This window comes from Allobosea rubneri (assembly GCF_032464875.1).
Lineage (GTDB): Bacteria > Pseudomonadota > Alphaproteobacteria > Rhizobiales > Beijerinckiaceae > Allobosea > Allobosea rubneri.
Window position 1 is genome coordinate 1 of the sequence record NZ_JAWDID010000007.1, and the last position, 23,000, is coordinate 23,000.

The window sequence follows — 23,000 nt, forward strand, 5'->3', positions numbered from 1 at the left end:
CCTTCGAGCGCGGCGCGCAGTGCCGCTTCGAGCTTGCGCGCACCGTCCGCTTCCGCGAAGAGGTCGACGGCGACCTCGCCATCGAGGCGCGCCAGGGTCGTCGGCCAGGGCGTTGCGGCGCGCAGGCGCGCCAGCAGCGCGTCGTCGAGCAGGGCCTGACCGTGGGCGGAAACGAGCGTGGCGACGAGCGACATGGGATCCGGAGCTGAAGTGACGTTCAGGGCGGTGCTCATCGCAGGTCCGACGGCAAGCGGCAAGTCGGCACTGGCTGCCGCTCTGGCGCAGCGCTTCGGCGGCGTCGTGATCAATGCCGATTCGATGCAGGTCTATCGCGATCTCTCGGTGATCACCGCCCGGCCGACGCCGGAGGAGATGGGGGATGTCCCGCACCACCTCTACGGCCATGTCGACGGCGCCACCAACCATTCGGTCGCGGCTTATGCGGCCGAGGCGAGCGCGCTGCTCGACGTGTTGGCGAGGCAAGGGCAAATCCCGGTGCTGGTCGGCGGCACCGGCCTCTATTTCAAGGCGCTGACGGAAGGGCTCTCCGCCATTCCGCCGGTTCCCGAGGCGGTCCGCTCCAGCTTCCGCGCCCATGCGGCCGAGCGCACGACCGGCGAACTGCACGCCGAGCTCTCCGAGCAGGATCCGGAGATGGCAGCAAAGCTGCGCCCCAGCGATCGGCTGCGGGTGATGCGGGCGCTGGAAGTGCTGGCCGCGACCGGCCGTTCGCTCTCAAGCTTCCAGGGCGAGCGTCAGCCCGGGCCGCTCGCGGGGGAGAGGCTGCTGCAGATATTCCTCGCTCCGGAGCGCGAGTTGGTGCGCGAGCGGATCGACCGGCGTTTCGACGCGATGATGGCGGCTGGCGCGCTGGAAGAGGTCGCAGCGCTGCGGGAGAGGCGGCTCGATCCGCTGTTGCCGGTGATGCGGGCGCATGGCGTGCCCGGGCTGATCGCCCATCTCGACGGCGCGCTCTCGCTCGAAGAGGCCGTAGCGCGCGGCAAGGCCGATACGCGCGCCTATGCCAAGCGCCAGGTCACCTGGTTTCGCCACCAGATGGCGGGCTGGCATGCCGTCGCACCCGAGGCCGGGCTTGCCTTCGCCCTCGCCGAACTCGAACAGGTGGGCTGAGCGGAGCAGTCAGGCCGCGGCGGCGATCTCGTCCCCGGCGCTGCGGATGCAGTTCCGGCCCTCGTTCTTGGCCCGGTAGAGCTGCTTGTCGGCGCGGGCGACGAAGGCGTTGAAGTCCTCGTCGTGATGGCGCGTCGCGATGCCGATGCTGGCGGTGACCTGAAGGTCGAGCGTCTCCGAAACCGGTAGATGGGTCCGGCGCAGGGAGGCATGCAGTCTCTCGGCGATGCGGTGTGCCTCATCCGCGCCGGTGTGCGGCAGCAGCACGGCGAATTCCTCGCCGCCGAGACGGCCGACGAGGTCCTGGCCGGGGCGCATCTGGCCGAGCAGGAGATCGGCGAAGGCGCGGATCACGGCGTCGCCGGCAGCATGTCCATGGCTGTCGTTGACCTGCTTGAAGTGGTCGAGATCGATGATGAACAGTGAGGTTTCATCGCCGGAGGCAGCTGCGGATGCGATTTCGGCATTCGCCTTCTCGGTCAGCGAGCGGCGATTGAGCAGCGTCGTCAGCGGATCGGTCTCGGCAAGGCGGCGCAGCTCCTGCTCGCGCTCCTCGCGCTGGCCGAGTTCGTGCGAGAGGGCGCGCCGCGTCGCGCGCTCCTTGCCGATCTCGAGCGCCAGCGTCGCGGCCCGGCTCTGCAGGGTGAGGTTGGCGAGCTTCAGTTCGGAAATGTCGGTGAGGGTCATCACCAGCCCGTCGCCGAGCGGGGCGAGGGCGATCTGCAGCCAGATCTCGCGCCCTTCGATTGTATGGCAGGTCTCGAGCATGTCGCCGCGACGCAGCTCCATGACATAGAGGCAACGGCGCCAGACCGTGTCGTCGGCGAGGAAGGGCAGGGCCCGGCGTCCCTCGGAATCGACCAGCGTGTCTTCGGCATGTCCCGCCATCGCCGCCGCTCGGCGGTTGGCGGTGATGATCACCGTGCGGTCGATATTGCCTTCCTCGTCGCGCACGGCCCGCAGCGCGACGATGCCGGCCGGCGAGGTGTCGAGAACGGTCTTCAGCAGCTCCTCGTGGAAATGCATGGGCTTGCTGAAGACGATGAGGCGGCGCTCGCCGTCGGCGCTGGTCGTCGGCAGCACCAGGCGTTCCCAGAGACTGACACGGACCGTCTTGACGGCACGGTGGATGGAGTAGAGCGGCTTGCCGCTCGCCAGCACCTGATCATAGCAGGTGATGGTGAAGCGGGAGACGTTCGGCGACATGCCCGAGACGCGTGCGCCGGTCCGATCTCCGCCGACATTGCGGGCGATGTCGCGGCCGAAATGTTCGTAGACGTAGTCCCCTTCTGCCGGCGCCATGATCATGATGTCGCGACTGCAGAAGGAGAGCAGCTCGGTGCTGAAATCCTCGAAGGGCGCACCGCCGGGGTTTCCCCGTGCGCTGCGTTCGAAGCGGCGCAGCAGGTCGGCGACTTCGGGAGCGTAGGCTCTCTCGGCGATGTTGTGGGTGTGGACTTCCTGATACATCGCGCCCGAGTTCCGTCTCCCGGTTCGGTAGCAGGCGGGTCTTGAGAAAGTGTTCCTTTTCGGCAACAAAAGTGCCGGGAAATTACCCTCCGGCGCAAGATTAGGAGCCGCGACCCGCTTGACCGACTGGCAGCGCTCGGCTAGCGTCCGCCAAATTCGTTCACTGCAAGGGCGCGACATGCGCAAGCTCATTCTCGTAAAGGTGCGCTGGTAGGGGCCGGTTTAACAAACCGGGTGTCCCCGACGCCAGCGCACGCCCAGGCCCCTCCGAGGGCCTTTTTTATTGCCTTTTTCCAGCCGAACCCGACAAGACAGACCTCCGCAGGAGACCGTTATGAGCGAGATGATGACCGGCGCCGAAATGGTCGTTCGCGCCCTCCAGGATCAGGGCGTCGAACATCTCTTCGGCTATCCCGGCGGCGCCGTGCTGCCGATCTATGACGCGCTCTTCCAGCAGGAGAAGGTCAAGCACGTGCTCGTCCGGCACGAGCAGGGCGCGGTCCATGCCGCCGAGGGCTATGCCCGCTCCGCCGCCGGCAAGGTCGGCTGCGTCCTCGTCACCTCGGGGCCGGGCGCGACCAATGCCGTCACCGGCCTGACCGATGCGCTGCTCGACTCGATCCCGCTCGTCGTCATCACCGGCCAGGTCCCGACGCATCTGATCGGCTCCGACGCCTTCCAGGAATGCGACACGGTCGGCATCACGCGCTCCTGCACCAAGCACAACTACCTGGTGAAGAGCATCGCCGACCTGCCGCGCGTCCTGCATGAGGCCTTCTATGTCGCCGCCAACGGCCGGCCCGGCCCGGTCGTGATCGACATCCCGAAGGACATCCAGTTCGCGACCGGCGCCTATAGCCGCCCGCGCGACAACCAGCACAAGACCTACCGTCCGACGGTGAAGGGCGACCTCAACAAGATCAAGGCCGCTGTCGAGCTGATCGCCAAGGCCAGGAAGCCGGTGTTCTACACCGGCGGCGGCGTGATCAATTCCGGCCCGCACGCCTCGGCGCTGCTGCGCGAGCTGGCGCGGCTGACCGGCTATCCGGTGACCTCGACGCTGATGGGGCTGGGCGCCTTCCCGGCGGCCGATCGGCAATGGCTCGGCATGCTCGGCATGCACGGCACCTACGAGGCGAACCTCGCCATGCATGACTGCGACGTCATGATCAACATCGGCGCGCGCTTCGACGACCGCATCACCGGCCGGCTCGACGCGTTCTCGCCGCATTCGAAGAAGATCCACATCGACATCGATCCGTCCTCGATCAACAAGAACGTCAAGGTCGACATCGGCATCGTCGGCGATTGCGCGCATGTGCTCGAGGATATGGTCCGGATCTGGCGCGAGACCTCGCCGCAGATCGACAAGACCGCGCTCACCGCCTGGTGGACCCAGATCGACGGCTGGCGGGCGCGGAACAGCCTCGGCTACAAGCAGTCCGGCTCGGTGATCAAGCCGCAATACGCGATCGAGCGGCTCTACGAGCTGACCAAGGACCGCAACACCTACGTCACCACCGAGGTCGGCCAGCACCAGATGTGGGCCGCTCAGTATTTCCGCTTCCAGGAGCCGAACCGCTGGATGACCTCCGGCGGGCTCGGCACCATGGGCTACGGCCTGCCGGCGGCGATCGGCGTGCAGATGAAGAATCCGGGCGCGCTGGTGATCGACATCGCCGGCGAGGCCTCGATCCTGATGAACATGCAGGAGATGTCGACGGCGGTGCAGTACCGGCTGCCGGTCAAGATCTTCATCCTGAACAACGAGTACATGGGCATGGTGCGCCAGTGGCAGGAGCTGCTGCATGGCGGGCGCTATTCCGAGAGTTACTCGGCCTCGCTGCCGGACTTCGTCAAGCTGGCTGAGGCCTATGGCGGCAAGGGTATCCGCTGCTCCGACCCGGCCGAGCTCGACGCCGCGATCATGCAGATGATCGAGACGCCAGGCCCGGTGATCTTCGACTGCCTGGTGGCGAAGGAAGAGAACTGCTTCCCGATGATCCCGTCGGGCAAGGCGCATAACGAGATGATCCTGCCCGATTTCGAGGGCGATACCGGCGAGATCATCGACGCCAAGGGCAAGCAGCTCGTTTGATCGGGCGGCATCATGCCCGGGCCTGACCCGGGCATCCCAGGCAGAGCGAGGCGCCGGTCGGCACCTCCTCATCAGGAGTGTCTCGGACCTGCCAATCGCAGCGCCCGAGAATGACGGCCTCGGCACAGGGGGGAGCAGATGGCGACCATCGGCCTGATCGGCGGGATGAGCTGGGAATCGACGGCGGTCTATTACCGGCTGCTGAACGAGGGCGTGCGCATGCGCCAGGGCGGGCTGCACTCGGCCGATGTCCTGATGCATTCGGTCGATTTTTCGCCGATCGCCGAGATGCAGGCGGCTGGAGACTGGGCGGCTGCCGGCGCGGCGATGGCCAACAGTGCCCGGCGCCTGGAAAGCGGCGGTGCCTCCTGCCTCGTGCTGGCGACCAACACCATGCACAAGCTCGCCGACCATATCACCCAGGCGACGAACCTGCCCTTCCTGCATCTCGCCGACGTCACCGCCAAGGCGATCCGCAGGACGCAGAGCCGCCGGCCGCTGCTGCTGGCGACGCGCTTCACGATGGAACAGCGCTTCTATCGCGACCGGCTCGCCGCCTTCGGCGTCGAGGCCCTGGTGCCGGACGAGGCCGAGCGGACGGACGTCCATCGCATCATCTATGAGGAGCTCTGCCGCGGCCGGATCGAGCCCGCTTCCAAGGCGCGCTATCTCGAGATCGTCGGCCGGGCGATCCGTGAGGAGGGCGCCGACGGCGTCATCCTGGGCTGCACCGAGATCACGCTGCTTCTCTCGCAGTCCGATTTCGAGATCCCGGTCTTCGACACCACGGCGCTGCATGTCGAGGCCGCCCTCGACTTCGTTGGCGACATGGCCGAGCAGGTCGCGGCATGAAGCTGGTCATCGCCAACAAGACCTACTCGTCATGGTCGCTGCGGCCCTGGCTGCTGCTGACCGAGCTCGGCATCCCCTTCGAGGAGGTGCTGATCCCGTTCGGCCAGACCTTCGACGACCCCGAATGGAAGCGGGCGATCTCCGCCTTCACGCCGACCGGCAAGGTGCCGGCCCTGCTCGACGGCGAGATCCAGGTCTGGGAATCGCTGGCGATCATGGACCGCATCGCCGATCTCAGGCCGGACCTGCCGGTCTGGCCGCGCGAGCCGGCGGCGCGCGCCATGGCGCGCTCTATCGCGGCCGAGATGCATGCGGGCTTTTCCGCGCTACGCGGCGCCTGCCCGATGAATATCGCGCGCCAGTTCCATCCGCGCGATCGCGGCGCCAAGGTCGCCGCCGATGTTGCGCGCATCACGGCGATCTGGCGCGAGGCGCGGGCGCGGTTCGGCGAAAGCGGGCCGTTCCTGTTCGGCGCCTTCGGCGCGGCTGACGCGATGTTCGCGCCGGTCGGAGCGCGCTTCACCGGCTACGGCATCGCGCTCGACCCGGTCAGCGCCACCTATGTCGAGGCGGTACAGGCGACGCGGGGCTATCAATCCTGGCGCATGGCCGCGCTCGCCGAACCCTGGATCATCGACGAGGACGAGGTCGACGAGCCGGTCCTCGAGGAATTCCGCCCCCATCTCAGCCGCAGCAAGGCCTAACGATGAACACGACGCATTATCCGACCGCCCCGACCGCCCAGCCGATCGCGCGCCACACGCTGGCGGTGATCGTCGACAACGAACCTGGCGTTCTCGCCCGCATCGCCGGGCTATTCTCCGGCCGCGGCTACAACATCGAGAGCCTCACGGTTTCCGAGACCGAGCACGAGAAGCACATCTCGCGCATCACCGTGGTGACCTCCGGTACCGCCAATGTCATCGACCAGATCAAGGCGCACCTCGACCGGCTGGTGCCGGTGCACCGCGTCGTCGACCTGACCTTGCAGGGCGAGGCCATCGAGCGCGAGCTCTGCCTGCTCAAGGTGGTCGGCAAGGGCGACCATCGTGTCGAGGCGATGCGGCTCGCCGCCGCCTTCGGCGCGCGTACGCTCGATGCGACGCTGACCTCCTTCGTCTTCGAGCTCACCGGCTCGACCGAGGAGATCGAGCGCTTCATCAAGCTGATGACCGTGGTCGGCCTGACCGAGGTCTCGCGTACCGGCATCGCCGCGATGAGCCGCGGCCCGGACGCGATGTGAGGTCGGTCCGCGCGATGAAGGAGCCCTGCATGATTGATGGTCCCCCTGGCCTTCTGGCCTTCGCAGCCGGGAGGGCCGGCGCGTGATGCTCGGTCTGGAACAGTTCGCGCTCGGCCTCGGCATCCTCGGCCTCGCCTGCTTCACCTGGCCGATCCTGCAGCGGCTTTCGGGCCGGGCCCAGCCCGAGCCTCTCGGCAGCGGCAGGAGCCTGCGCTCGCCGCTGTGGTGGGCCGGTTTCGGCCTGACCGTCATCGCGATCTTCCTGCAGCGGATCGCGGCGCAGCAGGGCGGCGGCTGAGCCGCGGTCGCTTGCACTTGCTCGCGCGCGGCGATTGGCGGCAAATGCGCCGCATGATCCCTCGCATGTGAGCAGGCGATGTCGATCCATCTCGAAATCCGCAGCTATCGCGGCGCCGACCGCCATAGCCACGATTACAGCCAGATCCTGCTGCCGATGCAGGGCGCCATGCGGCTCGATGTCGAAGGGCATCGCAGCGTCGTCTCGCGCAACTGCGTCGCCGTCATTCCGCGCGACCATCAGCATGATTTCGAGCCGAGCGTCGATTGCAGCATGCTCATCCTCGATGTCGAGACGGACGCCTTCGTAGGCGAGGCGGCGCCGGCCGTGCTGCGCGATCCCGTGCCGTCGCTGACGCGGGTCGAGCCCTGGCTGTGGCGGATGTTCCGTCAGCTCGGCGCCGAGGTTGAGGCCGGTGCCTGCCGGGCGAGCGATGCCGCCGGCCTGGCGCTGGCGGGGCTGCAATTGATCGAGCCGCAGGCTCTGCCCCGCCCATTGTCGCGCGCGGAAGGCCGCGTGCTCGATGTCGCTGGCGCGTCGCGGCCTGGAAGCGTCTCCGAGATGGCGAGGGCGGCAGGCCTCGGCCAGAGCCGCTTCCACGAGCTCTTCCGGGCGACGACGGGGCAGTCGCCGAAGCAATCCCAGCTAAGCCGGCTGTTCGACGAGGCCGCCGATCGGTTGGTCACGACCTCGCTGCCGATCTGCGAGATCGCCTACGCGATCGGCTACCAGAATGCCTCGTCCTTCAACCGGCAGTTCAGGCGGCGCTTCGGACTGACGCCATCGGAGTTCAGGGCCGCGAGCCGGGGCTGACGAACTGTTTGCAACCTCAGCCCTCATCCTGAGGAGCAGGTTGGGCTGCGTCTCGAAGGATGTTCCAGCTGTTTCAGGAACCTCCTGGAGCATCCTTCGAGACGGCCGCTGCACGGCCTCCTCAGGATGAGGGCTCAGAGGCGGACGGCTTCGCTACGAGAAGCGCAGTTTCGGTCAAGCCGTTCGGAGCTTTGCCTCATCATGGCGGTTCGGGCCCTGGCTATGGTCGGCGCGACCCCGAGCCATGAGGACGACCCGCGATGAAACTCACCGATTTCAAGGTCCTGACCTTCGACTGCTACGGCACGCTGATCGACTGGGAGACCGGGATCTGGAACGCGCTGCAGCCACTGATCAGCGCTGGCCGGCTCGATCTCGACCGCGAGGAGGCGCTCGCCCGCTTCGGCCGGATCGAGAGTGAAATCGAGGAAGCCGCGCCGTCGCTGCGTTATTCGACGCTGCTCGCCGCCGTCCATGCCCGCCTGGCCAAAGACCTGGGCGTTCACATCCATGCCGACCTGAACGAGCGCTTCGGCGGTTCTGTGCCGGACTGGCCGGCCTTCCCGGATTCAGCCGAGGCGCTGGCCTATCTCAAGCGGCACTTCAGGCTGGTGATCCTCTCCAATGTCGATCGCGCGAGCTTTGCGGCGAGCAACCGCAAGCTCGGCGTCGCCTTCGATGCGATCTACACCGCCGAGGATATCGGCTCCTACAAGCCCGATCCGCGCAACTTCGTCCATCTGCTCAGGCATCTGGAAGCCGATCTCGGCCTCCAGGCCGGGGCGGTTCTGCACACTGCGCAGAGTCTCTTCCACGACCATGTCCCGGCGGAGCGGGCCGGGCTTGCGCGGGCCTGGATCGACCGGCGCTTCGGCATGGCGGGCAGCGGCGCGACGCAAGATCCCGCGACGCGGCCGCATGTCGATTTCCATTTCAAGAGCCTTGCCGAGCTGGCGCAGGCGCATCGCGCCTCGATGGGCGGCTGAGCTTTAGCCGCTGAAGCCGCCATCGTCGAGGAAGCGCCGCTCCTCGGCCGAGCTCTGCCGGCCGAGGACGGGATTACGGTGCGGGAAACGGCCGAAGTCGCGGATGATGTCGCGGTGAACCACGGCGTAATGCACGCCTTCCGGGTCGTCGGCCGCCTCGCAGAGCGCGACGCAGCGCTGCTGGTCGGCGAGATCCTCGGAATGCATCAACGGCATGTAGATGAAGCGCCGCTCCGGGTTCTCGAAAGCCTGGTCGAAACCGCGCGCAATGGCGCGCTCGGCGACGGCTAGCGCCAGCGGGTCGGTGGCAAAGGCCTGCGGCGAGCCGCGATAGAGATTGCGCGGGAACTGGTCGAGCAGGAGCAGCAGTGCATAGACGCCGTCCGGCGTCTCTTCCCAGTCGCTCAGCTCGCCGCGGGCGGCGGCTTCGACCGCGGCGAGGAAGCGCCGGCGGATATCCGCATCGAAAGCGTCGTCCTTGGCGAACCATTTCTCCGGCCCGGCCTCGCGCCAGAAATCGAGAATCGCGGTGGCTGCGGGCGGGGTCATGGGCAAGGCTCCGTCGGGTTTCGGCAATGCGTTCGGCTCAAGACTATATAGGCCCTGCGGCGCCGCGGGGGAGGCCGGGCGTCGCCGCAGCTTTCCGCTTGCACGGCCGCGGGCCCTGCGATAGATCACGGAACCGTAACGTACGGTACTGTTCCGATTCATGACCAATCCCGCCACCGAAAGCCAGGCAGAGGCGCTGACACCGCGACAGCTCGCGGTGCTCGATGCCGTGCTCGGACTGATGGTGGAGAAGGGCGATCAGCTGACCATGGCGGCCGTGGCGCGGCGGGCGAGCTGCTCCAAGGAGACGCTCTACAAGTGGTTCGGAGACCGGGACGGGCTCCTGACCGCGACCGTGCAGTGGCAGGCCTCGAAGGTCCGCGCGGGCAATTACGACCGCCAGAAGCTCGATGCGCTGTCCTTGCGCGACAGCCTGATCCGCTTCGCCGTGAACTGGCTCGAGGTGATCTCGAGCCCGACCTCGATCGCGCTCAACCGCCTCGCCATCAGCCATGCCGCCACCCATGAGAGCAATCTCGGCGGCATCGTGCTCGCCAATGGACGCTTCGCCATCGGCGAGCGGCTGCGGCCGCTGCTCGAGGACGGGCGCGAGGCCGGGCTGCTCGACTTCGACGATGCCGAGACGGCGTTCCGGACCTTTTTCGGCCTGGTCGGCCGCGACGTGCAGATCCGCCTACTGCTCGGCGATGCGCTGAAGCTCAGCGCTGCCGAGATCGAGCGCGACGCCGCCCGCGCCGCCGACCAGTTCCTCGCACTTCACGGGCGGGCGAAACCCGCACCGAAAGCCTGAAACCAAGAGATCAACCCAAGGAAGGACGCATCCAATGCGCGTTTATTACGATCGTGACGCCGACATCAACCTGATCAAGGGCAAGAAGGTCTGCATCGTCGGCTACGGCAGCCAGGGCCATGCGCACGCGCTCAACCTGCGCGATTCCGGCGTCAAGGAGATCATCATCGCGCTGAAGGCCGGCTCGGCCACCCGCAAGAAGGCCGAAGAGGCCGGCTTCAAGGTCATGACCCCGTCCGAGGCCGCCAAGGTCTCCGACATCATGATGATGCTGACCCCCGACGAACTGCAGGGCGACATCTATCGCGACGAGCTGCACGCCAACATGAAGGAGGGCGCTGCCCTTCTGTTCGCGCACGGCCTCAACGTCCACTTCAACCTGATCGAGCCGCGCAAGGACCTCGACGTGCTGATGGTCGCCCCGAAGGGCCCCGGCCACACCGTCCGTTCCGAGTATCAGCGCGGCGGCGGCGTGCCGACCCTGATCGCGATCCACCAGGACGCGACCGGCAACGCCCATGACCTCGGCCTCTCCTACGCCTCGGCCAATGGCGGCGGTCGCGCCGGCATCATCGAGACGACCTTCAAGGAAGAGTGCGAGACCGACCTGTTCGGCGAGCAGGTCGTGCTCTGCGGCGGCCTGGTCGAGCTGATCAAGGCCGGCTACGAGACCCTGACCGAGGCCGGCTATGCGCCCGAGATGGCCTATTTCGAGTGCCTGCACGAAGTGAAGCTGATCGTCGACCTCATCTACGAGGGCGGCATCGCCAACATGAACTACTCGATCTCGAACACCGCCGAGTACGGCGAGTACGTCACCGGCCCGCGGATCATCACCGCCGAGACCAAGGCCGAGATGAAGCGCGTGCTCGCCGACATCCAGTCGGGCAAGTTCACCCGCGACTGGATGCTGGAGAACAAGGTCAACCAGACCTCGTTCAAGGCGACCCGCGCCCGCTATGCCGCTCACCCGATTGAGGAAGTCGGCGCCAAGCTCCGCGACATGATGCCGTGGATCAAGGCCAAGGCCCTGGTCGACAAGACCAAGAACTGATCCGGTCCTGGGCTGCGGGCTCGCCGCGGCCGGGCTCCGGCTTATCGAAAGTCAGGAACGGGCGCCGCAAGGCGCCCGTTCCGCGTTTGCAAGAACAGCTGAGGTTGGCTGCCTGGAACCGGACCGCTTCATGGACGTTGATGCTGCAGTCACGAACAGCAGGAGCGTCCGATGAACGACCGGAAGACGCTGAACCAGCGGGGCGCCAGGCACGGCCACCGGCATCATCATGCGAGCAGGGGCACGTCCCACGCCGCCCACCCGATCTCACGCCAGGAGCGGATGTTCTTCGCTCTGCTTGGCGGCTGCCTCGGGCTCACCCTGATCGCCAGCGCGATGCTGCAGCTGGTGGCGGGCTGAGCACGTCAGAACCGGTCGCGACCTTCGGGCCGGCGACAAGGGAGATGGCTATGGAACAGGATGTGAGGGAGCGCGAAGCGCGGATTCCGACGGAAGGCGGCCAGCCGATTCCGCCGATGCGGGCGGACAAGCACACCGATGCCGACCCTGCGGTCGAAACGGCCGTCGAGGCGCGGCAGGGCTTTCTCGACAGGCCTGTGCTGATGGTGCTGATCGGCGGGCTGGTGCTGGCGGTCATCGCCTGGATCGGCGTCGAGATCATCGCCTACTGAGCAGCGACCGCGACGCGGCTCGCACAAGGGACAACGGGAATACAAGGAACGAGACGGCTTTTGAGCGGAGGGGAGGCAACCATGGAACCGGTTAGAACCCTGCATGAATCTCATCTCGATGAGGCGCATGGCGTTCAGTTTGGTCTTTCGCATCTGGCGCTGGGCGGCTCTTTCGCGCTGCTCCTGTTGATCGTGATCGGCTTGCTGTAGTCATCCGGGGCCTCGTTCCGCGCCGCGCCGGGGCGTTGCGTATCGCCGGCGCGACGTGGGAGACACTTCGCGCTTCTGAAGATCCACACAGCTCGGACGCAAATCGGCTTCCCCGGCCGTAGCCGCGGCACCTCGGCGCCGCCTTTCCGAAGGCCCGATCCACAAGGATAGGCTTCCGGCATTCGCGCAAACGCTGCTGACAACAGCTGTCATTGGGCGCTGGAGTTTCTGACAGCAGCTGACAGTGCGAGGGTGTCCTCTTCCGTCATCACTTCTGATGACGGAGAACGATCATGCTCAGCTTCATCATCGGACCGGCCCGGCACGTTCTCGCCACGGGCGGTTCGCTTGGCCGCGTCCCGGGCGGCATCTTTGGCGGTGTCGGTCGCTGGCTGCGGGCACGACGCGACTATCACCGGCTCTGCGATATGAGTGAGCGCGACCTGCGCGATCTCGGCCTGCGCGATTGCAGCGAGCGCGATAGGATCGCTGCTCCGTTCTTCGGTGATCCGACCGGGATCATCGCCATGCGTTGCGAGGAGCGGCGTGGCCTGGCGGGCGGAGAAAGCCTGGACGAGGCCCTGCGCAGCCAGAGTTCCGATGCGCCGGCGCAGCTCGAGGAGAGAACCGGCAACGTGACAAGCAGCCGGGTGGTCTTTCTCAGGGCGGTCGAATGAGCGCTGCCTAAGGAGCGACCGGTTGTAAGTGGCACTTCCGCGGCCTGCGGTCGAAAACTCGACGAGAAATCGTCGGAGATTCCGGCCCGCGCCCGGGAGAGATAGCCGCAGCAAAGAAAGGAAGCCGGCCGCAGGCGCGGCCGGCTTCCTGACGCGAGATCAGAAGGTGATCTTGTCCTTGATGTCGGCCTCGACATTGGCCGGCAGGACGTTGCGCTTCACCAGGTCGTCGAAGTTCTTGAACTTCGCCTTGGCGCGCTCCTCGATGATCTTCTTGGAGCGGGCCTCGCCGATGCCCTTGAGCGTGTCGAGCTCGGTGGCGCTGGCGGTGTTGATGTTGACCTTCTTGGCCTGGGCCTGCGTCGCGGCGGGGGCTGCGGGTTTTGCGGTGGGAGAGGCCGGCATGGCGGGCGTCGTCGCCGGTGCTGCCGGCTTGGCCGGGGTCGCAGTCTGCGCGAAGGCCGGGCCGGCTGCGAGGGCAAGCGCGGCGAGGCCGATGGCGAAACGGGACATGGTCATGGCGTGGACTCCTGTTAAGTCCTGCCCGGAGGAGCTGAGCTGCGCGGATGCCGGGCCGTCCGTGCCGCCGCGTCGGTTGCGGACCGGGCGGGCCGGTCTCGACGCGATGGCAGGACTTTCGGCCCGCGAGCCTGAACGCGATCTGAGACGTCCGTTCAGCTGGCGTTGTGTTTCGGAGCTGCCCCAAACCGGGAGCGCTGCGCCTATTTGCCGGTGAACTTCATCATCATTTCGGTCGCCTGGCCGGCGCCATAGATCAGACCGAAGCCCCAGGCGAAGGAGGCGCCGAAATTCGCGAGCTGGAAGGCCCAGAACGGCATCTTCACGATGCCGGCGACCAGTGCGATCACCGCCCTGATCGGCCCGAAGAAGTGGCCAACAATGATGCCGAGGAAGCCCCATTTCTCGAAGAAGTCGTGACCCCTGCGCAGCAGGTCGGGATTGTCGCGCAGCGGCCAGTAATCGTCGACGCGCGGGCCGAGCACGAGGCCGGCCCAATAGGACAGCCAGAAGCCGAACGCCGCGCCAAGCGAGGCAGCGATCGAGAGCGGGACGAGATTCAAGCCCGACGCGCCGGCAATCGCACCGAAGGCGGTGAAGAAGACCGTGGCCGGCACCAGCCAGGACAGGATCGCGACGCATTCGGCGAAAGCGACGAAGAAGACGATCGGCAGCGCCCATTGCTGGTTTGTCCGCATGAACTCGACGAGAGCCTGAATCCATAGGTCGAGTTGCGCGGTCACCGGCCGGTCTCCTTCAAGGGCGTGCAGCGATACAGCAGAAGCTTGGGCGTTCGGCTACCCGGCCTGCGTTAAAAAAAGGTCCGCAAGGCTCGCATATCGTACGGGTTGCCTTCGTCGGATGATCGCCTACTCTTCCGCGAACGGAAAAATCGACCGGGAATCCGGTGCTTGCGGAGCGCGGCGCCATGCCCGGCGGGGGAAACGAGACTGATGCAGCCTAAAGACGGCCCGCCGGAGACGGCGGGCGAGGGGAGCGCCGCTCCCGCACCGGCCGTCCGCCTGGCGGGGCTGGACATCACCTTCCACCTGCAGGGCGGCACGCGATACCAGGCGGTCAAGGCGATCGATCTCAGCGTCGCCACCGGCGAATTCGTCTCGGTGGTCGGGCCGACCGGCTGCGGCAAGTCGACCCTGCTCAACGCTGCCGCCGGCCTGCTCACGCCCTCGGCCGGCAAGGTCGACATCTTCGGCAAGCCGCTCTCCGGGCTCAACCGCCGCGCCGGCTATCTCTTCCAGCAGGACGCGCTGATGCCGTGGAAGACGGCGCTCGACAACGTCAAGGTGGCGCTGGAGCCGATGGGCGTCTCCGATGCCGAGGCCGACAAGCGGGCCCGCGACTGGCTGGCGCGCGTCGGCCTGCGCGCCTTCACCGAGCGCTATCCGCACATGCTGTCGGGCGGCCAGCGCAAGCGCGTCGCGCTGGCGCAGATGCTGATCCGCGATCCCGAGATTCTGCTGATGGACGAGCCCTTCGGGCCGCTCGACGCGCAGACCCGCCAGATCATGGGCAATCTCCTGCTCGATCTCTGGTCGAAGGATCGCAAGGCACTGATCTTCGTCACCCATGATCTGGAGGAGGCGATCGCGCTGTCCGACCGGGTGGTGGTGATGTCGGCCGGTCCGGCCGCCGGCATCGTCGCCGACTACAAGGTGCCGCTGCCGCGGCCGCGCGACATCGCCGAAATCAGGCTGGAGAAGGCCTTCCACGAAATCCATCGCGACATCTGGTCGTCGCTTCGGGTCGAGGTGCAGAAGGCCTACGCCATGGGCGAGGGCAAGGAACTGGTCGGGGAGGGGAGCCCGTGAACCGGCTCAAGCTGCTTTTGCTGCAAATCCTGGTGATGGTCGTCGCGTTGGCGATCTGGCACGTCATCAGCAACTATCCGATCTTCGGCGACGTCAAGACGATCCGCTTCTTCTTCTCGACGCCGATCGACGTGCTGGCGCGGACCTGGAAGCAGCTCACCGGCACCGAGATCTACTGGCATCTGGGGATAACCCTGACCGAGACGGTGCTCGCCTTCGTCATCGGCTCGGCGGCCGGCATCTTCTTCGGCTTCGCCTTCGCCCGGAACGCGCTGCTGGCGGCGGTGTTCGACCCGTACATCAAGGCGGCGAACGCCCTGCCGCGCGTCGTGCTGGCGCCGATCTTCGCGCTCTGGTTCGGGCTCGGCATCTGGTCGAAGGTGGCGCTCGGCTTCACACTGGTCTTCTTCATCGTCTTCTTCAACGTCTACCAGGGCGTGAAGGAGGTTTCGCCGACCGTGCTGGCCAATGCCCGCATGCTCGGGATGAACGAGCGCCAGCTCTTCCGCCATGTCTACTGGCCTTCGGCGCTGACCTGGATGTTCTCCTCCCTGCATACCTCGGTCGGCTTCGCGCTGGTCGGCGCGGTGGTCGGCGAGTATCTCGGTTCCTCGGCCGGGCTCGGCTACAAGATTCACGAGGCCGAGAGCGTCTTCGACGTCACCGGCGTATTCTCGGGCATGCTGATCCTGGCGCTGTTCGTGATCCTGATCGACTCGCTGGTGACCATGGTCGAGAACCGCCTCTTGGTCTGGCGGCCCGGGCAAAGTTCGACGACGACGTGAGCGGCGGACAGGTGACCGCGCGGACGGCCGCATGGGCGGTCCTGCTCGCTTTGGCCGGTCCGGGCGGGGCAGCAAGCGCTGCCGCCGAGACCAAGGCCGTGCTGCAGGTCGATGTCGAAGGCCGGGCCGGAATGAACCGGCATCGACTGGTTCTCACCAGTCGATCGGCCGATGGGCGCGATCTGATGCTGTTGTTCTCCTGCCGCGTCGCTGAGGCCGGGACCTTCGGCGTCGCCCTCGATCTCGGCGCGGGCGCGATCTGGAGCATCGAGGGCGAGAATGTCGCGATGTCCCGGGATCGCGCGGCCGACATCAGCCGACGGATGGATGCGAGCGGCGAATATCTCACGCTCGGTGGGCGGGCCGCGATCGCGGCCTTCGGGCCGCTGCTCCAATCGCCCTGGATCGGCTTCGTCGTCCGCGAACGCTACACCGCTTCCTTTGACCTTGCCGCCGTCGGCGCCCATGTCCGGCGCTTCCGCGAACTGTGCCCGACATGACGCGGAGCGCAGACCGCTTGCCGCAAGCCGTTGATACCGCCTATCGTTCAGCCCGAAGCCGCCTCAGAAGCGCTCAAAGACAACCCGGAGGAATCCCATGAGCTTTTCCCGCCGCACGGCGCTCGCCGCGCTCGCCTTCACCACCGCGCTCGGCTTTTCCGCCCATGCGCTCGCCCAGAACGCCGAGAAACCCAAGCTGACCCTCGGCGTCGGCGGCAAGCAGCTGCTCTACTATCTCCCGCTCACCGTCGCGGAGAAGAAGGGCTTCTTCAAGGATGAAGGCCTCGACGTCGAGATCAACGATTTCGGCGGCGGCGCGAAGTCGCTGCAGGCCTTGGTCGGCGGTTCGGTCGACGTCGTCACCGGTGCCTATGAGCACACCATCCGCATGCAGGCCAAGGGCCAGGACATCCGCGCGGTGATCGAGCTCGGGCGCTTCCCGGCGATCACCATCGCGGTGCGCAAGGACCTCGCCGACAAGGTCAAGACGGCGGCGGACTTCAAGGGGCTGAAGATCGGCGTCACCGCGCCGGGCTCGTCGACCGCGCTGACCGCGCAATACGCCATGGTCAAGGCCGGGCTGAAGGCGACGGATGCGCCGATCATCGGCGTCGGCGCCGGGGCGAGCGCCGTCGCGGCGATCAAGCAGAAGCAGGTCGACCTGATCTCGCATCTCGACCCGGTGACCTCGAAGCTCGAGGCCGATGGCGATGTCGTGGCGCTGATCGACACGCGCACCGAAGCCGGCACCAAGGCGCTGTTCGGCGGCGCGAACCCGGCGGCTGTACTCTATCTCAAGAACGATTTCGCCGAGAAGAACCCGGTGACCACGCAGAAGCTGGTCAACGCGCTGATGAAGTCGCTGAAATGGCTGGAGACGGCCAAGCCCGAGGATGTCGCCGATCTCGTTCCGGCGGAGTACCATCTCGGCGACAAGCCGCTCTATCTGCGCGCGGTGAAGAACTCGCAGGAGAGCTATTCGCGCACCGGTATTTCGACGCCGGACGCGATGAAGAGCATGTATGATTCGCTGAAGCTGCTCGATCCCGAGCTGGCGACCTCGAATGTCGACCTGAGCAAGACCTTCATCGATACCTTCGCCAAGAAGGCGGGCGCCGGCTCCTAGCCCGGACAGCATCACGACCGGCGGCGAGGGGAAAGCCGCTTGCCGCCGGTCGCGCGATGCTTTCAATAGGGAGCAATATCTCCCTTCGGCGACGATGGTCGCCATCCCAGGTGACATTTGAACAATAGCAGACGGTTTCTCGATGGCGGCGGCGCGATGGCGGCGGCCATCGCAGCTCATGACTGGGCGACGACACTTGGGCCGCCCGAGGATTGGCCCGCCGCATTGCGGGTCGCGGTCGGGATGATGGTCAATTCGCATTTTCCGAAATGCATCGTCTGGGGCCCCGAACTCATCACCATCCATAACGACGCCTTCAGACCGATCCTCGGCGACAAGCCACCGGCGCTCGGCAAGCCGTTCAGCGAGGTCTGGGCCGAGGTCTGGCAGGAGATCGGCCCGCTGGTCGAAAAGGCCTATGCGGGCGAAGCGACCTTCATCGAGGATTTTCCCCTCGTCATCGACCGCTATGGCTATCCCGAGCGCGCCTGGTTCACCTTCTGCTACAGTCCGATCCGCGACGAGAATGGCGCCGTCCTCGGGATGATCGACACCGTCGTCGAAACCACGGCCAAGATGCAGTCGGAGCGCAACTCCCGCCTGCTCAACGCCGAGCTGGCGCACCGGATGAAGAACGTTCTGGCGATGATCGGTGCGATCGCCAACCAGACCTTCCGCTCGGCCGGCTCGCTCGACGAGGCGCAGGTGACCTTCGGCGAGCGGGTGGCCGCGCTCGGCGAGGCGCATACGATCCTGACTCAATCGAGCTGGAGCGGGGCGCCGATCCGCGCGGTGATCGAAGGCGCCCTGGCCCCGCATCGCATCGCCGAAGGGCGCATCGTGATCAGCGGCCCGGCACTGGAACTCGGCGCGAAGCAGTCCTTGACGCTGGCGCTCGCGATCAACGAGCTCGCGACCAATGCGATAAAATACGGTGCGCTATCCTGCGAGGGCGGCCAGGTCGCCATCGGCTGGGGAATTGGTGCGCCGGACAGCGAGGAGCGCTTCGTCTTCGGCTGGGACGAAAGCGGCGGTCCGCCGGCGAGCGCGCCAACCCGAAAGGGGTTCGGCTCGCGCCTGCTCGAGCGGGTGGTGGCGCAAGACTTCCAGGGCAAGGTCACGCTGGACTATCGGAACGTCGGCCTGCGCTATGAGCTGGAAACGGCGATGGCTGCCATCGCCAATGCCGAGCCGGTTCATTCGAGCTGAGGGGCCGGGCCGGCGCCTGCCCGCGCAAATGGAATATGGACTCTCCCCGACAGTCCGGTCAAAGTGGCGCCCTGACGTAAGGGGAGCCGACATGATCGAGCGCGCCGCCGTCGCCGACCTCATCCGGAGTGCCTACGCCGCCCGCCATCGTGGCGATCTCGATGGGCTGATGAGCCATTTCCACGAAGAGTGCAGCTATCGCCTCGCGGGCGGCCCGGAAGCCTGCGAGGTCTTCGTGCAGCCCGACGGGCGCGCCGCGGTACGCGAGCAGATGGCCGGGCTGATCGCGACCTATGTCTTCAGCAATATCGAGGAACTGGCGCTGATGGTCGAGGGCGACAGGGCGACGTTGCACTGGCGCGCCGATGTCGTCTGCCTGCCGACAGGCCGGACCGGCTCCTTCGAGATCATGGACCTCATCACCGTCGCCGACGGCAAGGTGGCGAGCGTGACGCAGTTCACCGACACCGCCGGCGTCGCCCGCCTGTCGGTCTAGGAACGCGCCGGCTTGGGCTATCGTCGCTTTCGATTTGCCGAGCCGGGCCGTGAGCGGGTAGATCATGCCCTCCCGCCGCGAGCCCCGTGCCCATGAACATCCTCTCGATCCAGTCCCATGTCGCCTATGGCCATGTCGGCAATGCGTCGGCCGTGTTCCCGATGCAGCGCCTCGGCGTCGAGGTCTGGCCGATCCATACTGTGCAGTTCTCGAACCATACCGGCTATGGCGACTGGAAAGGCCGGGTCTTCGATGGCGGCATGATCGACGAGGTGATGGAGGGCATTGCCGAGCGCGGCGTGCTGCCGGCCTGCGACGGGGTGCTGTCGGGCTATATGGGCTCGGCCGATATCGGCCATGCGATCCTTTCGGCGGTAGATCGCGTGCGGGTTGCCAATCCCAAGGCGATGTACTGCTGTGATCCGGTGATCGGCGATGTCGGGCGCGGCATCTTCGTGCGTCCTGGTATTCCCGAATTCATGCGCGAGCAGGCGGTGCCCGCCGCCGACATCGTGACGCCGAACCAGTTCGAGCTGGAATTGCTGACCGATGTCGAGGTCAGGACCATCGGCGACGCCCATCGCGCCGTCGAGGCGCTGCGCGATGCCGGCCCGAAGGTCGTACTGGTCACCTCGCTGATCACCGACGAGACGCCGGACGACGCGATCGACCTGATGGCCGCCGACGGGCAGGGCACGTTCCGGGTGCGCACGCCGAAGATCGACATCAGCGTCAATGGCGCCGGCGATGCGATCGCCGCGCTGTTCTACGTGCACTATCTGCGCGACGGCTCGGCAGCGAGCGCGCTCGCCAAGGCTTCGTCCTCGATCTACGGGCTGCTCAAGCGCACCAAGGATGCCGGCTCACGCGAGATCCTGACCGTCGCGGCGCAGGACGAGTTCGTCACCCCCTCGCATCAGTTCGTGCCCGAGGCGGTCTGAAAGCATGCGGCTGCGCCTCGGCACCTTCAACGTCGAGAACCTGCTGACGCGCCATCGTTTCGAGCCGGGCGGGCGCACCGAGACGGCGGCGGCGATGTCGCTGTTCCACTTCCCACGCGCCGATGAGCGGGACGCGGTCGAGCGCTCGCTGGCGGTGGCGCTGGAGGATGACAAGCGCCAGATGACGGCTCTCGCCATTGCCGAGGCCAATGCCGACATCTGGATGCTGCAGGAGGTCGACTCGCTCGCCAGCCTGCAGGCCTTCTTCGCCAATTACGTCCACCGCATCGCCGATCATCGCTATGGCCATTTCACGCTGATCGACGGCAATGATCGCCGCAGCATCGATATCGGCTTCGCTGCCCGGCGCGACCTGGTGGCGCCGCAGCAGGTCACGGTGCGCTCGCATCGGGAAATGAGCTTCGCCGAGGCGGAGGCCTTCTCGCCGGAGGTCGCCGCCTTCGGCATCGGCCCGCGCGACAAGGTTTTTGCGCGCGACTGCCTTTCGGTGACGCTCACTTTCGGCGACCGGGAGCTGACGCTGTTCGGCTGCCATTTCAAGTCGATGAACAATGGCCGCGACGATGGCAGGCAGGCGACGCTGCCGATCCGGCGCGCCGAAGCATTGGCGGTGAGACGCATCATCGAGGCCCGGTTCGGCAGTGGCTGGCGCGAGGCGAACTGGGCGATCCTCGGCGATCTCAACGCCTATCGCATCGGGCTCGGCCCCCTGGCGGAGCCGACGGACGAGGGGGAAAGCGGGATCGAGCCCCTGCTCGACGATTTCGCCGTCGATCCGATGCTGGCACTGCCGCCGCACGAACGCTGGACACATTTCCGGCGCTACTGGTCGGAAACGCACCAGAAGCTGCTCGAAAGCCACATGCCGCTCGACCATATCCTGCTCTCGCCGGCACTGGCGGCGGCGAATCCCGAGCCGGCGATCCAGCTGATCCGGCGCGGTCTGCCCTACCGCGTGCCGCTCGATCCGCGTGAGGCGGACCGTTCGATGGGCAAGCTCGCCCTGACCAATGATCGCTATCCACGCGTCGGCTGGGACCGGCCGAAGGCCTCGGATCATTGCCCGCTGACTATCGAACTCACGATTCCGAAGCCGCAAGGAAGGTCATGATGCAGCGCCGCTTCGTCACGCTCGACGTCTTCGCCGCGCGTCCCCATGCCGGCAATCCGCTGGCAGTGGTGCTCGACAGCGAAGGGCTCGATGCAGCGGCGATGCAGGCGATCGCCCGCGAGTTCAACCTCTCCGAGACGGTCTTCGTCCTGCCGCCGACCGATCCCGCGCACCGGGCTGCCATCCGCATCTTCACGCCCGAAAGGGAGCTGCCCTTCGCCGGCCATCCCACTGTCGGGACCGCGGTGCTGCTCGCCTTGCGCGATGCGGCCGAGGGGCGGTCCGCGGAGCTGCTCGTGCTGGAGGAGGAGGTCGGCGTCGTGCCCTGCGCCGTCCGCCGTAATACGGCGCGGGCAGGCCACGCGACCTTCACCCTGCCGCGCCTGCCGAATGAGGTCGAGCCGGCGGCTTCCTGGCCCCTGCTCGCCGGGGCGCTCGGGCTCGACCGCCGCGACATCGGCTTCGACAGGCATGTGCCGAGCGTGTTCTCGGCCGGGCTCGGCTTCACGCTGGTGCCGGTGGCGTCGCGCAAGGCCCTTGCCGGCATCCGGCTCGACACCAGCCTCTGGTCGCAGGCGATGCGGCCGGCGGGACAAGAGAACGCCTTCGTCTACTGCCGCGAGACGGTCGAGGCGGGCCACCATTTCCATGCGCGGATGTTCGCGCCCGGCATGGGCGTCGTCGAGGATCCCGCCACCGGCTCGGCCGTTGCCGCCTTCGCCGGGGCGGTGATGCGCTTCGAGAAGCCAGGCGATGGCGAACATCGCCTGGTGATCGAGCAGGGCTACGAGATCGGTCGGCCCTCGCAGATCGAGCTTGGGTTGCGGATCGCTGATGGCGTGCTCGTCTCGGCCACGATTGGCGGGGCGGCAGTGATGATGAGCGAGGGACAACTGCTGTGAGGAGGTTCGGGCGGTGAATGGCGTCGAGGATGGCAGCATTGTCGCGCTCCGGCGCGTCGAAGCCCGGGTGGAACCCTATGACTGGAGCTTCGCGACCGAGCGCGCCGATGAGGTCGCCGAGTACTGGGCGAAGGTCAGCGCAGGCAAGCCGACCATGTTCAACGGCCGCATCCTGCTGCAGCACCGGGCGGCGATCGAGGATGGCGTCTTCCAGGCCGGCTACTTCGGCGCCGACTACGCGGCTTTCCTGGCCTGGCTCGGTCTCGGCCTGCCGGCGCCGGCTATCCGCAACGGATTCGCCATGGCGGCGCTGCGAGCAGCCGATGGCGCCTTCCTGCTTGGCAGGATGGGCGGGCACACTGCCAATGCCGGCAGGGTCTACTTCGCCGCGGGTACCCCGGACCATGAGGATGTCCTGCCCGATGGCAGCGTCGACCTCGCCGGCAGCGCTACCCGCGAGCTCTGCGAGGAGACCGGCCTCTCGCTCGATGAAGTCGTCGTGGAGCAGAGCTGGGACGCAGTGATCGTGCCCGGCCGCGTCGCCTTCATGCGCCCGGTCCGGATCGACCTGCCGGCCGAGGCGGCGCGCGCTCTGATGCTGGAGCGCATCGCGGCGCAGCAGGAGCCCGAGCTTTCCGATATCGTGATCGTCCGCAATCTTGCCGAGTGCGCCGGTTTCGACATGCCCCCCTTCATGATCGCCTACCTCGCCCATATCTTCGGGCGACAATCCTGAT

At 66.8% G+C, this 23,000-nt stretch carries 28 protein-coding genes and 1 pseudogene; 24 read left to right on the forward strand and 5 right to left on the reverse strand.

Going from position 1 to position 23,000, the window contains the following annotated elements; translation table 11 throughout:
- A pseudogene (locus RKE40_RS06480) lies at positions 1-194 on the reverse strand (phosphoserine phosphatase SerB); the annotation flags it as partial.
- Between RKE40_RS06480 and miaA the strand changes: the two are divergent.
- The gene (miaA, locus tag RKE40_RS06485; protein ID WP_390893267.1) at positions 193-1,131 is read left to right on the forward strand and encodes a tRNA (adenosine(37)-N6)-dimethylallyltransferase MiaA; all 939 of its coding nucleotides are present in this window, start codon (positions 193-195) and stop codon (positions 1,129-1,131) included. The pseudogene RKE40_RS06480 and the gene miaA overlap by 2 nt on opposite strands.
- Before the next feature lie 9 nt (positions 1,132-1,140).
- Here miaA and RKE40_RS06490 read toward each other — a convergent pair whose 3' ends face one another.
- Complete coding sequence (locus tag RKE40_RS06490; protein WP_316017422.1) at positions 1,141-2,601, reverse strand: GGDEF domain-containing protein; 1,461 nt, start codon at positions 2,599-2,601, stop codon at positions 1,141-1,143.
- Between the two features lie 334 nt (positions 2,602-2,935).
- On the opposite strand from RKE40_RS06490, the gene RKE40_RS06495 reads away from it, so the two are divergent.
- The 7 genes from RKE40_RS06495 (at position 2,936) to RKE40_RS06525 (ending at position 8,891) form a co-directional block, all read left to right on the forward strand.
- Complete coding sequence (locus RKE40_RS06495; RefSeq protein ID WP_316017423.1) at positions 2,936-4,699, forward strand: acetolactate synthase 3 large subunit; 1,764 nt, start codon at positions 2,936-2,938, stop codon at positions 4,697-4,699.
- Positions 4,700-4,837: 138 nt separating this feature from the next.
- Positions 4,838-5,551 (forward strand): aspartate/glutamate racemase family protein, encoded by a 714-nt coding sequence (locus RKE40_RS06500; RefSeq protein ID WP_316017424.1) that lies wholly within the window; start codon positions 4,838-4,840, stop codon positions 5,549-5,551.
- Complete coding sequence (locus tag RKE40_RS06505; protein ID WP_316017425.1) at positions 5,548-6,255, forward strand: glutathione S-transferase family protein; 708 nt, start codon at positions 5,548-5,550, stop codon at positions 6,253-6,255. The genes RKE40_RS06500 and RKE40_RS06505 overlap by 4 nt, the downstream gene beginning before the upstream one ends.
- 2 nt (positions 6,256-6,257) lie before the next feature.
- The gene (gene ilvN, locus RKE40_RS06510) at positions 6,258-6,794 is read left to right on the forward strand and encodes an acetolactate synthase small subunit (protein ID WP_316017426.1); all 537 of its coding nucleotides are present in this window, start codon (positions 6,258-6,260) and stop codon (positions 6,792-6,794) included.
- Positions 6,795-6,876: 82 nt separating this feature from the next.
- A complete protein-coding gene (locus RKE40_RS06515; protein ID WP_316017427.1) occupies positions 6,877-7,092 on the forward strand; it encodes a hypothetical protein in 216 nt (71 codons plus the stop codon).
- Positions 7,093-7,170: 78 nt separating this feature from the next.
- Positions 7,171-7,905 (forward strand): helix-turn-helix domain-containing protein, encoded by a 735-nt coding sequence (locus RKE40_RS06520; protein WP_316017428.1) that lies wholly within the window; start codon positions 7,171-7,173, stop codon positions 7,903-7,905.
- 260 nt (positions 7,906-8,165) lie between these two features.
- Complete coding sequence (locus RKE40_RS06525; protein WP_316017429.1) at positions 8,166-8,891, forward strand: haloacid dehalogenase type II; 726 nt, start codon at positions 8,166-8,168, stop codon at positions 8,889-8,891.
- A gap of 3 nt (positions 8,892-8,894) precedes the next feature.
- Here RKE40_RS06525 and RKE40_RS06530 read toward each other — a convergent pair whose 3' ends face one another.
- Positions 8,895-9,440 carry a DUF924 family protein gene (locus RKE40_RS06530; protein ID WP_316017430.1) on the reverse strand — a complete coding sequence of 182 codons (546 nt, stop codon included), beginning with the start codon at positions 9,438-9,440 and terminating at the stop codon, positions 8,895-8,897.
- A gap of 160 nt (positions 9,441-9,600) precedes the next feature.
- Here RKE40_RS06530 and RKE40_RS06535 point away from each other — a divergent pair, with 160 nt between their 5' ends.
- From RKE40_RS06535 to RKE40_RS06560, 6 genes are all read left to right on the forward strand, one after another.
- Positions 9,601-10,251: a TetR/AcrR family transcriptional regulator C-terminal domain-containing protein gene (locus RKE40_RS06535; RefSeq protein ID WP_316017431.1), complete on the forward strand. Its 651-nt coding sequence runs from the start codon at positions 9,601-9,603 to the stop codon at positions 10,249-10,251.
- 34 nt (positions 10,252-10,285) lie between these two features.
- Complete coding sequence (gene ilvC / locus RKE40_RS06540; RefSeq protein ID WP_316017432.1) at positions 10,286-11,305, forward strand: ketol-acid reductoisomerase; 1,020 nt, start codon at positions 10,286-10,288, stop codon at positions 11,303-11,305.
- Positions 11,306-11,476: 171 nt separating this feature from the next.
- Positions 11,477-11,665, forward strand: a complete 189-nt coding sequence (locus tag RKE40_RS06545) for a hypothetical protein (RefSeq protein ID WP_316017433.1) — start codon at positions 11,477-11,479, stop codon at positions 11,663-11,665.
- 50 nt (positions 11,666-11,715) lie between these two features.
- On the forward strand, positions 11,716-11,937 hold the full coding sequence (locus tag RKE40_RS06550; protein ID WP_316017434.1) for a hypothetical protein: 222 nt from the start codon (positions 11,716-11,718) through the stop codon (positions 11,935-11,937).
- An 81-nt stretch (positions 11,938-12,018) separates the two neighbouring features.
- Entirely contained in the window at positions 12,019-12,147 is a 129-nt protein-coding gene (locus RKE40_RS06555) for a hypothetical protein (protein ID WP_316017435.1), read from the forward strand.
- Between the two features lie 293 nt (positions 12,148-12,440).
- On the forward strand, positions 12,441-12,824 hold the full coding sequence (locus RKE40_RS06560; protein WP_316017436.1) for a DUF1127 domain-containing protein: 384 nt from the start codon (positions 12,441-12,443) through the stop codon (positions 12,822-12,824).
- A gap of 159 nt (positions 12,825-12,983) precedes the next feature.
- Here the strand turns inward: RKE40_RS06560 and RKE40_RS06565 are convergent, their stop codons facing one another.
- Together RKE40_RS06565 and RKE40_RS06570 are read right to left on the reverse strand one after the other, a co-directional pair.
- A complete protein-coding gene (locus RKE40_RS06565) occupies positions 12,984-13,343 on the reverse strand; it encodes a ComEA family DNA-binding protein (protein WP_316017437.1) in 360 nt (119 codons plus the stop codon).
- A 203-nt stretch (positions 13,344-13,546) separates the two neighbouring features.
- Entirely contained in the window at positions 13,547-14,086 is a 540-nt protein-coding gene (locus RKE40_RS06570; protein ID WP_316017438.1) for a DedA family protein, read from the reverse strand.
- 210 nt (positions 14,087-14,296) lie between these two features.
- Here RKE40_RS06570 and RKE40_RS06575 point away from each other — a divergent pair, with 210 nt between their 5' ends.
- The 10 genes from RKE40_RS06575 to RKE40_RS06620 all read left to right on the forward strand — a co-directional run bounded on the left by RKE40_RS06575 (position 14,297) and on the right by RKE40_RS06620 (position 22,999).
- Positions 14,297-15,172: an ABC transporter ATP-binding protein gene (locus RKE40_RS06575; protein WP_316017439.1), complete on the forward strand. Its 876-nt coding sequence runs from the start codon at positions 14,297-14,299 to the stop codon at positions 15,170-15,172.
- The gene (locus tag RKE40_RS06580; RefSeq protein WP_316017440.1) at positions 15,169-15,957 is read left to right on the forward strand and encodes an ABC transporter permease; all 789 of its coding nucleotides are present in this window, start codon (positions 15,169-15,171) and stop codon (positions 15,955-15,957) included. Before RKE40_RS06575 ends, RKE40_RS06580 begins: the two co-directional genes overlap by 4 nt.
- Before the next feature lie 11 nt (positions 15,958-15,968).
- Positions 15,969-16,457: a hypothetical protein gene (locus RKE40_RS06585; RefSeq protein ID WP_316017441.1), complete on the forward strand. Its 489-nt coding sequence runs from the start codon at positions 15,969-15,971 to the stop codon at positions 16,455-16,457.
- A gap of 97 nt (positions 16,458-16,554) precedes the next feature.
- Positions 16,555-17,583: an ABC transporter substrate-binding protein gene (locus RKE40_RS06590; protein ID WP_316017442.1), complete on the forward strand. Its 1,029-nt coding sequence runs from the start codon at positions 16,555-16,557 to the stop codon at positions 17,581-17,583.
- 117 nt (positions 17,584-17,700) lie between these two features.
- On the forward strand, positions 17,701-18,792 hold the full coding sequence (locus tag RKE40_RS06595) for a sensor histidine kinase (protein ID WP_316017443.1): 1,092 nt from the start codon (positions 17,701-17,703) through the stop codon (positions 18,790-18,792).
- A 91-nt stretch (positions 18,793-18,883) separates the two neighbouring features.
- Positions 18,884-19,288, forward strand: a complete 405-nt coding sequence (locus tag RKE40_RS06600) for a nuclear transport factor 2 family protein (protein WP_316017444.1) — start codon at positions 18,884-18,886, stop codon at positions 19,286-19,288.
- Positions 19,289-19,380: 92 nt separating this feature from the next.
- Positions 19,381-20,229 carry a pyridoxal kinase PdxY gene (pdxY, locus tag RKE40_RS06605; RefSeq protein WP_316017445.1) on the forward strand — a complete coding sequence of 283 codons (849 nt, stop codon included), beginning with the start codon at positions 19,381-19,383 and terminating at the stop codon, positions 20,227-20,229.
- Positions 20,230-20,233: 4 nt separating this feature from the next.
- A complete protein-coding gene (locus tag RKE40_RS06610) occupies positions 20,234-21,361 on the forward strand; it encodes an endonuclease/exonuclease/phosphatase family protein (RefSeq protein ID WP_316017446.1) in 1,128 nt (375 codons plus the stop codon).
- The gene (locus RKE40_RS06615; protein WP_316017447.1) at positions 21,358-22,263 is read left to right on the forward strand and encodes a PhzF family phenazine biosynthesis protein; all 906 of its coding nucleotides are present in this window, start codon (positions 21,358-21,360) and stop codon (positions 22,261-22,263) included. Before RKE40_RS06610 ends, RKE40_RS06615 begins: the two co-directional genes overlap by 4 nt.
- Before the next feature lie 13 nt (positions 22,264-22,276).
- Positions 22,277-22,999: an NUDIX hydrolase gene (locus RKE40_RS06620; protein ID WP_316017448.1), complete on the forward strand. Its 723-nt coding sequence runs from the start codon at positions 22,277-22,279 to the stop codon at positions 22,997-22,999.
- Position 23,000 lies beyond the last annotated feature (1 nt).